A 13,393-nucleotide genomic window follows, 5' to 3' on the forward strand; every position below is an offset into this window, starting at 1 on the left:
ATGCATGGAGACCAAATGATGAAAGCGATTACGGTAACGGATCAAGCGGCAGGAACAGCCGGGATGAGGTTGACGGAACGTCCCTTGCCGCAGGCGGCGATAAACGACGTGGTTGTTGAGGTTCATGCCGCGGGATTCACATGGGATGAGTTGACGTGGCCCCCAACCTGGACTGATCGCAACGGTCGCGACCGAACTCCGTCGATTCCGGGCCATGAACTGGCGGGAGTGGTCACTGCGCTCGGCTATGGCACAACGGGACTCTCAATCGGCCAACGTGTATTCGGGCTGACGGACTGGACGCGCGACGGCACACTGGCTGAATACATCGCGGTTGAAGCGCGCAATCTGGCTCCCCTGCCCGGCGACGTCGACTTCACGGTTGGAGCCAGCTTGCCGATGCCGGGACTGACCGCGTGGCAGGGCCTGTTTGAACACGGCCACCTCCGTGCGGGACAGCGCATCATCGCGCACGGCGCGGCAGGCGTCGTCGGTTCGATGGTAGTGCAACTCGCACGTGAAGCCGGCGCGTACGTCATCGGTACGGGACGCGCTGCCGACCGACAGACGATCCTCGATTTCGGTGCGCAAGAGTTTGTTGACCTCGACAACGACACCCTGGAGGACGTCGGTACAGTTGATCTGGTTTTCGATATCTTCGGCGGCGATATCGGCAAACGATCCGCTGCAATGGTTCGCGCTGGTGGAACACTGGTGACGATCGCCGGCCCGGTGGAAAAAAGACCAGCCAATGGCTTGGCAGTCGATTTCGTCGTCGAGTCCGATCGTGCGCAACTGAACGAGATCGTGCAGCGAGTGCGGGATGGACGACTGCGAACAAACATCGGTACCGTCTCGACCCTTGACGATGCCGTCGCCGTATTCAATCGCTCCGAGCGCCGCAAGGGGAAAACCATCATCCGCGTTCGTCCGTGAAGATTGGAGAATTCTCCAGCTTCACGCCGAGCCCTCAAGCAATATATGCAGGCTGAGCGTGTTGTATGAAAATCGAAGAAGGCATTCGATCGACTGGAAGCAGGGCAGGAACATCAGGATGATCTTGAGAAACGGCCCGAAGGGGATGCATTCACTTCTCTCGCGCGACCTGGGTTCTTCCCAAGCGTTAACCCGTTACCAGATCCTCGACACTTCCTGCTGACCGGCAAGGATGTTCAATTGTAGAGGCAAGATCCTCACCGCCCCTCGGGCGTCGTATATGCGTCACCCTTCACTACCCGACGCCGTGATCTCGATTGCAAGCGATAGCGGCACCGATTTTTCACGGGACCTGACTTCCAGGCCCCGAACCATGTCGAAAGGTGCCGGGTGCGTGCCAAGGTTATGAATGGATCGACGCGTTGTTTGATTCATTCGGGCATTTTATTGAGCCGATGCAGTCTCGAAATTGGTTTGCGACAGGCCTAAAGTGAAGGCTCTTAACTACCCGATTAATAACTGGAAGGGAAAACCAAAATGAACAGTCGTGCAAATCAGAATCGTCTACAAATCGCCGAGAAAAGTGTCGGATCGCTCTCGTCTCTGGCTTTACTTAGATGGGCACTGGTCGTCGTTTTTCTCTGGTTTGGCGGAATGAAATTCACCTCTTACGAAGCGAACGCCATCGCTCCATTCATCGCCAACAGCCCGATCATGAGCTGGTTGCATACTTTATTCGGCATCCAAGGAGCAAGTTACGTGATAGGCGTGCTTGAACTGTCCACTGCAGGCGCTCTGATTCTTGGCGCGTTCTTGCCAATTTTCTCCGCGTTGGGAGCGGCGATGTCGGCTGCGACCTACCTGATCACGCTCACTTTCTTTTTCAGTACGCCCGGTATCGGAGAGGCGACGGCCGGTGGATTTCCTGCAATTGGCGCCATGCCTGGGCAGTTCCTTCTCAAGGACCTTGTCTTGCTGGCCGCGTCGCTTTCTCTTCTTCTGTCGTCAGTCAGAGGTCTGCGAACCGAGAATTAGAAGTCATGAGTTCGATGCAAAAACCCGCACCGGCCGAAAGGCTTGTGCGGGTTTTGTTTTTTCTGCGCAAAAATGCCGGGCGTCGAACCCGGCACCTATTCGGCAAATTATTCTTCCAGAATGCTGCGCAACATCCACGCAGTCTTTTCATGCACATCGAGGCGTTGCGTCAACAGATCGGCCGTCGGCTGATCGTTGGCCTTGTCGACCACGTCGAACAATGCGCGCGCGGTGCGTGCCGTTGCCTCCTGTGCGTTGACCAGATGGCGCACCATGTCCATTGCCTTCGGCACACCGGCGATTTCCTTGATGGAGGAACGCTTGTTGAATTCGGCATACGTGCCCGGCGTTGGATAGCCGAGTGCACGGATGCGTTCGGCAATCAGGTCCAGCGCATTCCATTGTTCCGTGTACTGCTCGAGGAACAGCGTGTGCAGGCTGGTGAACATCGGGCCAGTGACGTTCCAGTGGAAATTGTGTGTCATCAGGTACAGCGTGTAGCTGTCGGCGAGCAGGGCCGACAGTCCGTCGGCGATCTTTGCGCGATCACGTTCGGAAATACCGATATCGATCTTTACAACTTTCCTGGTGTCGACTTTCTTGATGTTCTTCGTTGCCATGATGATTTTCCCTCAGATGAAATGGCGCCGTTGCGGCGTCTTCACATGATATTGCAATTATGGAAAATCTGCGGCGTCATGCGGCAAACACGTACCAACATGTGCGGCGATCAAACCACCACGTTGCGCGGTTTTCCGGCGACAAAGGCTTCGACGTTGTCGATCAGTTGATCGGCGAGCGTCTGCATCGCCTGCTTGCTGGCCCACGCGGTGTGCGGCGTGAGGATGAAGTTCGGCAGACGCAACTTGAGCAGCGGGTTGTCGGGCTGCGGCGGCTCGACCGTCAGCACGTCGAAACCGGCACCGGCGATTCGACCGTTGATCAGCGCTTCTGCAAGCGCAGCCTCATCGACCAGCCCGCCACGTGCGGTATTGATGAGAATCGCGGTCGATTTCATCTGTTCCAGTTGGGCGCGGCCGATCATGTTGCGCGTCTGATCGCTCAACGGCAGATGCAGCGAAATGACGTCCGATGTGCGGATCAGTTCATCGAGCGGCAATGTCGTGACATGCGGGTCATTGATCGGCGAGCGGTTGTAGACGCAGACTTCCATGCCGAATGCCAGCGCGAGCTTCGCGACCGATTTGCCGAGCGCGCCATAACCGATGAGGCCCAACCGGCTGCCGGACAGATCGCTGATCGGATGATCGAGCAGGCAGAAGGTTTTTGATTTTTCCCAGCGGCCGGCGGCGACATCGTCGGAGTAGGCGCGCAGGTTGCGACGCAATGCGAGCATCAGCGTGATCGTATGTTCCGGCACCGCAGCGACGGCATAATCGCGAATGTTGGACACCACGATGCCGCGTTCACGGCAGACCTCCAGATCGACGACGTTGATGCCGGTAGCCGCTACGGCGATCATCTTCAGATCGGGCAACTTGTCCAGATCAGGCGCGCGGATCGGCACCTTGTTGGTGATGGCAATCGTCGCACCGGCCAGTCGGGATGCCGCATCGCCGGCTTCGCTTGCCTCGTATTCTGTCCATTCGTGATGAAACGCGGGCTTGCGGACATTGGCGTCCAGACTCATGCGATCGAGGAAGACGATTTTTTGTTGGGCCGGCATACCACTCCTTTTCTCTGGGAACGTTCACGCTTTTCTTATCGACCGTCATCCGAATGGATCAGGGACAGTCGTCGGCAAGATCAATCCTGCATGGCGAAAAATTGCTTGACGCATTGCGTAGATTACCCGCTCTTTCGCCCGGAACATTTAATAATATGCATCGATCGTCATGCGCCTATCGTTTTTTGCATGTCATCAAATCGTCATGGCGAGCGCCTAGAATCCGTCTGGATTTCCGCTTCTCATATCGCCATGTCCTCCGCCTTCTCCTTTCTTCCCTGTCAATCGCGTAGTGCGCCACGTCTGACGCGTGGTTTTACGTTGATCGAAATCATGGTTGTTGTCGTGATCATGAGTATTCTCGCAGTGCTGGTCGTACCGAAACTGTTGGGACGTACCGACGATGCGCGCATTGCCGCGACCAAACAGGATATTGCAACCGTCATGCAGGCGCTGAAGTTGTATCGCCTCGATAATCATCGCTATCCGACGACCGAACAGGGACTGGCCGCGCTGGTCGCGAAGCCGACGAGCGGACCCGCGGCGCCCGGCTGGAAGGAAGGCGGTTATCTCGACAAGCTTCCGAAAGACCCGTGGGGCTCGCCTTATCAATATTTGTCGCCCGGCATCAAGGGGGAGATCGATGTCTTCTCGTTCGGCGCCGATGGTCAATCCGGTGGCGAAGGCAATGATGCCGATATCAGTTCGTGGGATCTCTGATCCGATTTTCCGACCTGCGTGCTGCACGGTTTCGCGCGGCGGGATTCACGCTGCTGGAACTGCTGGTCGTGATGGTGATCATCGGCATGACGCTCGGCATGGTGTCGCTATCGATCCTGCCGAACAACGCGCAAACCCTGCAGACCGATGCGCAACGCGTTGCCTTGCTGCTGCAACTTGCGCGTGATGAAGCGATCGTGCGCAACCGTCCTATCGCGTTTGAAGCACAGCCCGATCGCTATCGCTTTCTGGTGCATGAAGAAAACGGCTGGCAGGTTTTGCAGAACGACTCTCTGCTGCGCGAGCGCCCATTCCGCCTGCCACCTGTGCAATTGAACATTGCGTCACCTGATGGACGTCAGATCAATTCTGCTTCTGTCGATTCGTCGGTGCGCATCGTGTTCGGTCGCGAACCGGTGGATCAGGCATTCGTTCTGACGCTCGTCGCCGGCAACGAGCGCAGCGCGATCCATGCCGACGGCATCGGTCATTTTGCGTTGCAGTGACATGCATCGCGCTCGATTCAACCACCGCCCTGCCTTCCGCGCTATTCCGCATCGTTCCACCGGATTCACATTGCTGGAAGTGCTGGTCGCACTGCTGATCGTCGGCACGGCACTCGGTGCAAGCCTGCGTGCAGTGGGCAGCCTGACGCGCAATAGTGCCGACCTGCGTGCCTCGATGATGGCGAACTGGTCGGCGGAAAACCGTCTGGCGCAAATCCGGTTGACGCAACAATGGCAGGATACGGGGCGGCACGACTTTCCCTGCCCGCAAGGGGATCTGCCTTTGTATTGCACGGAAGTCGTTTTGCCGACCCCGAATCCATTTTTCCGGCGCGTCGAAGTCAGCGTTTACGACAGTTCGAAAATGAAGCACAAGCTGGTCGCGCTCACGCAGGTGATTTCCAATGGTCGCTAGAAACTGCCGGCATCGCGGCTTCACGCTGATCGAATTGCTGGTCGCCATCACCATCCTGGCGATGGTCGCCGTCCTGAGCTGGCGCGGTCTCGACGGCATCGTTCGCGCACGCATCGCGCTGAATGAAGAACTGGCACAAACCCGCAGCATGCAGATCAGCTTTGCGCAATTGCAGAGCGACTGTGCGCAACTGGCGACGCCGGAAATGGCTGGCAATCGCGTGACTGTCGACATATCTCCCAATCGCCTTTTACTGATTCGCACGACGTATGCCGAGCAGCAGCCGGGACGTTTGCATATCGTCAGCTATCGTCTGTCGAACGGCGTCCTGACCCGGCAGGAATCGGCAGGCACGCGCGATCTCGATCAGCTCGGTGCGTTGTGGCAAATGGCGCTCGACGACAACCTTCCATCTCCGGCATTGCCGTTGCAGAACGGCGTGACTGCGATGCAGTTGCGGCTGTGGGACACGCTGTCCGGCTGGCGCAATGTGGAAACGGTCGCCGGCGGCAGCAAGAAAAACTACAGCGGTCTGGAAGTCAGCCTGCTGCCCTCGGGAAAAACGCAGGCAATCGTCAAGGTCCTGCTGCTGGGAGCGGCGGGATGACATATCGAAAACCATGCAACAAAAAAATCCTTCTGCACACGCAGAGCGGCGTCGCCATCATCACTGCGCTGCTGTTGACGACACTCGCCATCACCATCGTCGCCAGCCTGTTCTGGCAGCAACAGGTACAGGTGCGCTCGATCGAAAATCAGCGTCTGCAGTTACAGAAGCAATGGATACTGCGTGGCGCGCTCGACTGGGCCAGGCTGATCCTGCGCGAAGACGCACGCAGTTCCCGGCAGGATCATCTCGGTGAACCGTGGGCGGTACCGCTGGCGCCGACGCCGCTCAGCCAGTATGTCGATGGCAGCAGCGAACAGGATGCCGTACTGTCGGGCCGCATCGTCGATGCGCAGTCGCGCTTCAACCTGACCACATTGAGTAATGCGCGGACGATCAACCAGCACGCCGTCCATGCTTTTGCGCGGCTGCTTGCAGCGCTGCAAATCGATCCCTCGCTGGCGTTATCCTGCGCCGAAGCCGTCGCTGCCGGTCAGTTGTCGCCCAGACAAACTGCCGCCTCCGGCATGACGATGCCGTTGCAGCAGGACAATGATCTGCTGGCCGTTCCCGGCATGAATAGCACCATCCTCGCGCAACTGAGGGACCACATCTCCATCCTGCCGCGCGCGACGCCGGTCAACGTCAATACCGCATCTGCCCCTGTGCTGGCGGCAATGATCGACGACCTGCCGCCTGCCGCCGCAATGTCATTGCTGGCGCTGCGCGAGCGCCGCTATTTTCGCGATCTGAACGAACTGCAGCAAAGCCTTCCGCCACGCGAGGACGGTACTTCGTATCAATTGAGCGACGGCGATCTTTCCTTCTCCAGTGATTTCTTTTATGTCCATGGCAAGGTAAAGATGGGACGTGCGCTGCTCAACATGCAGACGCTGATCGAACGCGTCGACGGCAACGTGCGCGTCCTCTCCGTTCATGAAGAATAACGATGCGAAATGATGTCAATGACACTGTCATCAAACCGTCATGTCGGCTTGTCACAATACGAGGCCTTAATGAAACGGATGCATGAACACACTTTATCTGCGCCTGCCCTCTTCGGCCGGTATCAAGACTGTCCAGGTCGATTCTTCACTGCCCTGCTCCTTCGCTCTTGCCTCGCATCAAGGCGTCATTGCACGCAGCGGTGAAACGCGCCTTTCCAGTCTCGCCGCGACGATGGCCGATGCCGATCGCGTGGTGCTGCTGCTCGCCGCTGCAGATGTCACGCTGCTTGCGATCCGTATCCCGCCGCTGTCGCCCGCACGCCTGAAACGCGCTCTTCCCAATCTTGTGGAAGAACATCTGCTCGACGATCCGGAGAACTGCGTCATCGTTCCCGGAACGGCGAGCGGCGATCTGCTGACCGTTGCCGTCATGCTACGCGACCGCCTGCAATCGCTGGCCGACATCTGTCTGGCAATGGGCGCAAGGAAACTGCAGGCATGGCCGTTGCAATCCTGCCTGTCGCAGCACGATCGCGCGATGGCCGTACTGCACGAATATACGAATGAATCGGGAAGCGATTCGCAAGGAGTGTTGCTGGAGCTCGGCCTGCATCTTCCAGGACAGTCATCGCTTGGCCTGTCCTTGCATGCCGCAGATGCAGCAGACGCCGCACAACAGGCGATTTCCACACTGCGTCTGCTGCAACCGACAGGGCCGGTCACGCTGCTGGTGCCGCCGCAACACGCACCCTTCTGGATACAAATTGCCGACGCCGACATGGATGTGCAGACAGACGACTGGAAGCGATGGATCGCCGCCAATTCATCCGCCGACCGCGCCACGCCACCACATGGCATCAACATGATGCGCGCTCTCGCGATCTCGCACAGCCGTTTCGATCTGCGCGCGTGGCGGCTGCCGCTGCAGCTGGCCGCCGCCGTATTGCTGATCAACACGATTGCGCTCAACGCCGATTGGTGGCGCATGCATCGCGAAGCAGAGACCTTGAAGGCCGGCATGCTGCAAACCTATCGCAGCCGCTTTCCGAACGAACGCGTGATTCTCGACCCGCTGCTGCAGATGCAACAGAAAATTGCCATTGCCCGCCGCGCCTCAGGCGAACCGGCACCGGACGATTTTCTTGCACTGTCCGCCAGCCTCGCTTCTGCCTGGAACGGCCTGCCGCCAACATCGGACAGCAACGGTGCCATCGCTTCGCTCGACTATCGTGAACGCAGCCTGTCGCTGAAACTGAAACCGCAGGTTCAGCAGGACGAACAGTTCGATGCATTCCAGCAGCAACTGCAGACCGCGCTCGCCGAGCGCAGGCTGACCTTGCAGCAAGGCGCGGCAGATAGCTGGCAGATCAGGCGGGCGCCATGAAACAACTGTTCGCGAAATGGAAAACCGCCATGCAGCAACAGCACGCTGTATTGCTGCAGACGGCAATACATGCGTGGCATGCACGCACCGCACGCGAGCAGCACTTCCTGCTCGGAGCCGGTGTCGCCATCGCCGTCACGCTGTTCTATCTGATCCTGATCGCGCCCGCCTTGCAAGGTCGCGCACAACTGCAACGCGGCTTGCCGCAACTGCGCATGCAGGCAGCGCAACTGCGTGCTCTGGCCGATACTGCAACAGCTCTGCCGGTCGCCGCCGACACTCCATCGATGTTGTCGCGACAGAAGCTGGAAGGAACCTTGAGACAGCATGGATTGAAAGCGCAGAACGTCAGTATTTCCGGCGACAGCGTACGCCTGCAGTTCGATGACGTGCCCTTTGCGCAGTTGCTCGACTGCCTGCGCACCTTGCAGAAAACGCAGCAACTCGTTGTCGCCGATGCCGCACTGAATGCAAAAGACAAGGCCGGCATGGTCAGCGCCGCGCTGCAATTGAATCGGCAAAAAGATGAGTAGGCGCGCATGGCTGTATGCATCGGTCGCCGCATTAAGCGTGGCGATCAGCGCACTGGCATTTGCACCTGCTGCATGGCTGGGACAGTTTCTGGAAATGCAAAGCAAGAGAAAACTGACGCTGATCGATGCGGACGGCAGTCTGTGGCGCGGTTCTGCGTTACTCGGTGCGGCTTCCCTATCGGACGGCACCGTAACGCCGTTGCTGCCCGGACGTTTTGCGTGGCAACTGTCCCCGTGGCTGCTGCTGATCGGCCGCATCGATCTGCAGCTTGCAAATCCGGAATCGCTGTCGAAGCCGGTGCACCTTTCCGGCAGCCTGCGGCAATGGCATCTCGATGCCGGCTCCGTTTTGTTGCCGGCGGAACGACTTGCCGCACTCGGTGCACCGCTCAACACACTGACTCCCAGCGGTCGCATGCGTCTGGCATGGAACGACCTGAATGCCGACGCGCACGACGGCGCATTGCAATTGCACGGCGTCGTCACGCTGGAACTGGATGACATGGGTTCACGTCTGTCGCCGGTCAATCCGCTCGGCAGCTATCGCATGCGCATGACGTGGCAGGGAACGCAGGCACCGCTGACGCTGACGTCGTTGCACGGTCCGTTGCTGTTGCAGGGAAACGGCACGATCCACGACGGCAAGCTGCAATTTTCCGGTAGCGCGGAAGCGGCTTCGGGTCAGGAAGAAAAGTTGGCAAATCTGTTGAATTTGCTTGGTCAGCGCCGGCAGCAGGACGGCAGGAACATTATCGCTCTCGAGTTCAAATGATGAATATGCATTCCCCTCACCCGCAACTGGCACCACCACAATCGAAAGTTGCACCGCGACTGCGCACAACGGTCGCCCTGATTCTGATGATCGTACTGACGGCGCAAGATGTCACGTCCGCACTGGCAGCACCGACAAAAGACAATACGACGAAAAACGCAAAACAAAACGCGGAGAGCGGCGCCAGCTTCAACTTTATCGGTGCCGACATCGAATCCGTGATCAAGGCAGTCGGCGAATATGCGAACCTCACCTTCATCATCGATCCACGCGTCAAGGGTACGATCAATCTCGTCTCCGAACGCAAGCTGAGCAAGGGCCAGGCACTTGATCTTCTCGCTTCGGTATTGCGCCTGAACGGATACGCGATGGTGTTGAGCGACGGTTACGCGAAAGTGCTGCCGGAAGCCGATGCCAAGCTGCAGCTCGGCGCACCCCAGGCTGCGAGCAGGTTGCGCGGCGATCAACTGGCGACGCAGATTTTTCGGCTGAACTATGAATCGGCCAATAATCTGGTGACCGTATTGCGTCCGCTGATTTCGCCAAACAACACGATCAACGCCAATCCGGGCAACAACACGCTGGTCATCACCGACTACGCGGAGAACCTGCGACGGCTTGAGAAAATCATCAGTTCGCTCGATACACCGGCCGCGGCGGATGTCGACGTGGTGCCGGTTCGTTTTGCCATCGCCAGCGATATCGCCGCACTCGCCGGCAAGCTGCTCGATGCCGGCAACATCAATCCGATTGCAAACGCCGCAGCGACTGCAACCGGCAACGCCGACGGCGGCCGCATCAGTCTGCTGGCCGACGCGCGCACCAACTCGGTCCTGATCCGAGCGCCATCGACAGCACGCGCCAATCTCGCGCGCGCGTTGATTGCCAAGCTCGATCAGCCGACCACGCAACCAGGCAACGTGCATGTCGTCTATCTGCGCAATGCAGACGCCGGCAAACTGGCAAAGACCTTGCGCGCGGTCGTCTCCGGCGACAGCACGGCGATCCCCGATGCCGCCTCGTCGCTCGGCAACAACGATCAATCGGGTTCCGGTATCGGCAACAATCCGAACGGCAGCGACAACTCTTCCGGCAACAACGGTTCCTCTCTCGGCGCGGGCAAGCTGAATGCGCAGGGCAATACCAGTTACGGCAACGGCGGCGTACCTGCATCCGCCAGCGACTCCGGTGCCGGGTTCATCCAGGCCGACCGCTCCACCAACTCGCTGATCATCACCGCCAGCGAGCCGGTTTATCGCAACCTGCGCGCGATCATCGATCAGCTCGACATGCGTCGCGCGCAGGTTTACATCGAATCGCTGATCGTCGAAGTCTCGGCCAATGTGGCGACCGAACTGGGTGTGCAATGGGCAGGCGCAACCGGCAACTCAGGCACCGACGTGCGCCTCGGCGCCGGCACCGGCTTCTCCACCGGCGGCGACAACCTGATCAATCAGCTGGCGTCGTTCTCCACCACCGGCAGACCGGCCGGCCTGCCCGGCAACGGTCTGACGCTGGGCATCTTCAACCAGCGCGGCCTCGGCGTGTTACTGCGCGCATTGCAGACGGATACCGACACCAACGTGTTGTCGGTGCCGAACCTGATCACGCTGGACAATGAGGAAGCACGCATCATCGTCGGCCAGAACGTGCCGTTCCTGACCGGACAATATGCGACCAACTCGGCCGGCAGCACCGGCGTCGCACCGTTCCAGACCGTCGAACGCAAGGACATTGGCGTGTCGCTGAAAGTGCGTCCGCAAATTTCCGACGGCGGCACGATCAAGCTCGACATCTATCAGGAGGTATCGAGCATCGCCGACAAGACCAATCCATCCGGCATCATCACCAACAAGCGCTCGATCGAATCCAGCGTGCTGGTCGATGACGGCCAGATCATCGTGCTGGGCGGATTGATCGGCGACGACGTCAGCGAAACCAATGAAAAAGTGCCGGTGCTGGGCGACCTGCCGGTCGTCGGCAACCTGTTCAAGTACCGTTCGCGCACGCGCAACAAGACAAACCTGATGGTATTCCTGCGACCGATCGTGATTCGCGACAACAACCAGAGTCAGGAGCTGTCGACCAACCGTTACGACTACATCCGCAAATTGCAGATCGATGCCGAACCGGATCAGCAAAAGACCGCACCGTCGCCGGCCATTTCGCCAATGATTCCGGAAATACGCGACGGCATCATGCAGATGCCGGTACAGATGCCGCCTTCACTGATGCCGAAATCATCGCAGACGCCGCGATCCAATGCGCCGTCGGATGCAATCCGTGCAATCAGGCCCGACGAACAACCCGTCGTCGAACCTACGGTCGTGCCGGCACAGGAAAACTGACGCCATGAACGGACGTGCGCTGCTGCCCTACGGTTTTGCCCGCGAGTTTTCGCTGCTGGCGATATCGGCTGAATCCGCTGCAGAATCGACTGCCGGCTCTGCTGGCGACTCTGCTGCTGAATCCGCCGGCAAGATGCAGGCCGTGCAGTTATGGATATCCGATGCAACGCGGCCAACGGCAATTGCGGAAGTCAGCCGCCGTTTCGGTCCCGTTCGCCTGCAGAAAATGGATGCCGACCAGCTCACCGCCGCGATCGCCGCCGCCTACGCAGATGCGGGCGGCGACGCGGCGCAGGTCGCCATCGAATTTGAATCGGATGTCGATCTGAACAAGATCATGCAAGACATGCCGGCCATTGAAGATCTGCTGGAATCGGCCGACGACGCACCGGTGATCCGCATGATCAATGCGCTGCTGACGCAATCGCTGCGCGAAGGAGCTTCCGATATTCACATCGAGCCGTTCGAACAGATTTCCGTCGTGCGCTTTCGCATCGACGGCAATTTGCGCGACGTTATCAAGCCGCGCAAGGCGATCCACGCTGCGCTGATCTCGCGCATCAAGATCATGGCGCAACTCGACATCGCGGAAAAACGCCTGCCGCAAGACGGACGCATCACGTTGCGCGTCGGCGGCAAGCCGGTCGATGTGCGCGTCTCCACGTTACCGACCGGACACGGCGAACGCGCGGTGCTGCGCCTGCTCGACAAGGAAGCCGGTCGCCTCGACCTGCAGCATCTCGGCATGGATGCAACGACGCTGCGCGAGTTCGATCAACTGATTGCGCAACCGCACGGCATCGTGCTCGTCACCGGTCCGACCGGTTCCGGCAAAACCACCACATTGTATGCAGCGCTGTCGCGCTTGAATTCGCCGGCGTCCAATATCCTCACCGTCGAAGACCCGATCGAATACGAACTGGCCGGCATCGGCCAGACGCAGGTGAACGCGCGCATTGACATGACGTTTGCAAAAGCGCTGCGTGCCATTCTGCGTCAGGATCCGGACATCATCATGATTGGCGAAATCCGCGATCTGGAGACCGCCCAGATTGCGGTACAGGCATCGCTCACCGGCCATCTCGTGCTGGCGACGCTGCACACCAACGACGCCGCGGCCGCCGTCACGCGCCTGCTCGACATGGGCATCGAACCGTTCCTGCTGTCGTCGTCGCTGCTCGGCGTCGTGGCGCAACGGCTGGTACGCAAGCTGTGCGTGCACTGCCGTCATTTCGACGGCACGGAATGGCACGCTGCCGGTTGCGAACATTGCGGTCACACCGGCTATCACGGTCGCGTCGGCGTTTATGAATTGCTGCAGACCGACGAAGCCATCCGCACGCAAATCCATCAGCGCGCATCGGAAGCGGACATTCGTGCCGCCGCGCAAAATGACGGCATGCGCACAATGCGTGAAGACGGCGCACGCTGGCTGGCGGAAGGCGTCACAACGCGTGCAGAACTGCTGCGCGTGACCGGAGACGATTGACGTGAAAAAGAATC

The 13,393-nt window shown here is 59.1% G+C and carries 14 protein-coding genes; 12 read left to right on the forward strand and 2 right to left on the reverse strand.

The genetic code is table 11. The features are described from left to right. Nucleotides 1-18 precede the first annotated feature (18 nt). Nucleotides 19-936, forward strand: coding sequence for an NADP-dependent oxidoreductase (locus tag VN114_RS00960; RefSeq protein ID WP_325511144.1), 918 nt, complete (start codon nucleotides 19-21; stop codon nucleotides 934-936). Between the two features lie 537 nt (nucleotides 937-1,473). After that, nucleotides 1,474-1,971, forward strand: a complete 498-nt coding sequence (locus VN114_RS00965) for a YkgB family protein (RefSeq protein WP_325511060.1) — start codon at nucleotides 1,474-1,476, stop codon at nucleotides 1,969-1,971. A gap of 107 nt (nucleotides 1,972-2,078) precedes the next feature. Here VN114_RS00965 and VN114_RS00970 read toward each other — a convergent pair whose 3' ends face one another. Both VN114_RS00970 and VN114_RS00975 read right to left on the reverse strand, forming a co-directional pair. Further along, a complete protein-coding gene (locus VN114_RS00970) occupies nucleotides 2,079-2,591 on the reverse strand; it encodes a Dps family protein (RefSeq protein ID WP_325511062.1) in 513 nt (170 codons plus the stop codon). 110 nt (nucleotides 2,592-2,701) lie between these two features. Further along, a complete protein-coding gene (locus tag VN114_RS00975; protein ID WP_325511068.1) occupies nucleotides 2,702-3,658 on the reverse strand; it encodes a D-2-hydroxyacid dehydrogenase in 957 nt (318 codons plus the stop codon). Between the two features lie 252 nt (nucleotides 3,659-3,910). Here VN114_RS00975 and gspG point away from each other — a divergent pair, with 252 nt between their 5' ends. From gspG to gspE, 10 genes are all read left to right on the forward strand, one after another. Then, the gene (gene gspG / locus VN114_RS00980) at nucleotides 3,911-4,378 is read left to right on the forward strand and encodes a type II secretion system major pseudopilin GspG (protein WP_325511146.1); all 468 of its coding nucleotides are present in this window, start codon (nucleotides 3,911-3,913) and stop codon (nucleotides 4,376-4,378) included. After that, nucleotides 4,366-4,884, forward strand: a complete 519-nt coding sequence (locus VN114_RS00985) for a GspH/FimT family pseudopilin (protein ID WP_325511070.1) — start codon at nucleotides 4,366-4,368, stop codon at nucleotides 4,882-4,884. The genes gspG and VN114_RS00985 overlap by 13 nt, the downstream gene beginning before the upstream one ends. 1 nt (nucleotide 4,885) lies before the next feature. Beyond that, on the forward strand, nucleotides 4,886-5,299 hold the full coding sequence (gene gspI / locus VN114_RS00990) for a type II secretion system minor pseudopilin GspI (RefSeq protein WP_325511072.1): 414 nt from the start codon (nucleotides 4,886-4,888) through the stop codon (nucleotides 5,297-5,299). Continuing rightward, a complete protein-coding gene (locus VN114_RS00995) occupies nucleotides 5,289-5,906 on the forward strand; it encodes a PulJ/GspJ family protein (protein ID WP_325511074.1) in 618 nt (205 codons plus the stop codon). The genes gspI and VN114_RS00995 overlap by 11 nt, the downstream gene beginning before the upstream one ends. Continuing rightward, nucleotides 5,903-6,853: a type II secretion system minor pseudopilin GspK gene (gspK, locus tag VN114_RS01000; protein WP_325511076.1), complete on the forward strand. Its 951-nt coding sequence runs from the start codon at nucleotides 5,903-5,905 to the stop codon at nucleotides 6,851-6,853. The genes VN114_RS00995 and gspK overlap by 4 nt, the downstream gene beginning before the upstream one ends. A gap of 82 nt (nucleotides 6,854-6,935) precedes the next feature. After that, nucleotides 6,936-8,237, forward strand: coding sequence for a type II secretion system protein GspL (gene gspL, locus VN114_RS01005; protein WP_325511078.1), 1,302 nt, complete (start codon nucleotides 6,936-6,938; stop codon nucleotides 8,235-8,237). Next, nucleotides 8,234-8,770 (forward strand): type II secretion system protein GspM, encoded by a 537-nt coding sequence (gspM, locus tag VN114_RS01010; protein WP_325511080.1) that lies wholly within the window; start codon nucleotides 8,234-8,236, stop codon nucleotides 8,768-8,770. The genes gspL and gspM overlap by 4 nt, the downstream gene beginning before the upstream one ends. Then, the gene (locus tag VN114_RS01015; protein WP_325511082.1) at nucleotides 8,763-9,542 is read left to right on the forward strand and encodes a type II secretion system protein N; all 780 of its coding nucleotides are present in this window, start codon (nucleotides 8,763-8,765) and stop codon (nucleotides 9,540-9,542) included. Before gspM ends, VN114_RS01015 begins: the two co-directional genes overlap by 8 nt. Before the next feature lie 5 nt (nucleotides 9,543-9,547). Further along, nucleotides 9,548-11,890: a type II secretion system secretin GspD gene (gene gspD / locus VN114_RS01020; protein WP_325511084.1), complete on the forward strand. Its 2,343-nt coding sequence runs from the start codon at nucleotides 9,548-9,550 to the stop codon at nucleotides 11,888-11,890. 4 nt (nucleotides 11,891-11,894) lie between these two features. Next, entirely contained in the window at nucleotides 11,895-13,379 is a 1,485-nt protein-coding gene (gene gspE / locus VN114_RS01025; protein WP_325511086.1) for a type II secretion system ATPase GspE, read from the forward strand. Nucleotides 13,380-13,393: the final 14 nt, after the last annotated feature.

The organism is Oxalicibacterium sp., from assembly GCF_035565035.1.
Lineage (GTDB): Bacteria > Pseudomonadota > Gammaproteobacteria > Burkholderiales > Burkholderiaceae_D > Oxalicibacterium.

What these genes read in the sequence shown, in the direction of transcription:
- gspM (WP_325511080.1), top strand. Translation starts at nt 8,234, where the DNA reads ATGAAACAACTGTTCGCGAAATGGAAAACCGCCATGCAGCAACAGCAC.
- gspD (WP_325511084.1), top strand. Translation starts at nt 9,548, where the DNA reads ATGCATTCCCCTCACCCGCAACTGGCACCACCACAATCGAAAGTTGCA.
- gspE (WP_325511086.1), top strand. Translation starts at nt 11,895, where the DNA reads ATGAACGGACGTGCGCTGCTGCCCTACGGTTTTGCCCGCGAGTTTTCG.
- VN114_RS01015 (WP_325511082.1), top strand. Translation starts at nt 8,763, where the DNA reads ATGAGTAGGCGCGCATGGCTGTATGCATCGGTCGCCGCATTAAGCGTG.
- VN114_RS00995 (WP_325511074.1), top strand. Translation starts at nt 5,289, where the DNA reads ATGGTCGCTAGAAACTGCCGGCATCGCGGCTTCACGCTGATCGAATTG.
- gspG (WP_325511146.1), top strand. Translation starts at nt 3,911, where the DNA reads ATGTCCTCCGCCTTCTCCTTTCTTCCCTGTCAATCGCGTAGTGCGCCA.
- gspL (WP_325511078.1), top strand. Translation starts at nt 6,936, where the DNA reads ATGAACACACTTTATCTGCGCCTGCCCTCTTCGGCCGGTATCAAGACT.
- VN114_RS00970 (WP_325511062.1), bottom strand. Translation starts at nt 2,591, where the DNA reads ATGGCAACGAAGAACATCAAGAAAGTCGACACCAGGAAAGTTGTAAAG.
- VN114_RS00960 (WP_325511144.1), top strand. Translation starts at nt 19, where the DNA reads ATGAAAGCGATTACGGTAACGGATCAAGCGGCAGGAACAGCCGGGATG.
- gspK (WP_325511076.1), top strand. Translation starts at nt 5,903, where the DNA reads ATGACATATCGAAAACCATGCAACAAAAAAATCCTTCTGCACACGCAG.
- VN114_RS00975 (WP_325511068.1), bottom strand. Translation starts at nt 3,658, where the DNA reads ATGCCGGCCCAACAAAAAATCGTCTTCCTCGATCGCATGAGTCTGGAC.
- VN114_RS00965 (WP_325511060.1), top strand. Translation starts at nt 1,474, where the DNA reads ATGAACAGTCGTGCAAATCAGAATCGTCTACAAATCGCCGAGAAAAGT.
- gspI (WP_325511072.1), top strand. Translation starts at nt 4,886, where the DNA reads ATGCATCGCGCTCGATTCAACCACCGCCCTGCCTTCCGCGCTATTCCG.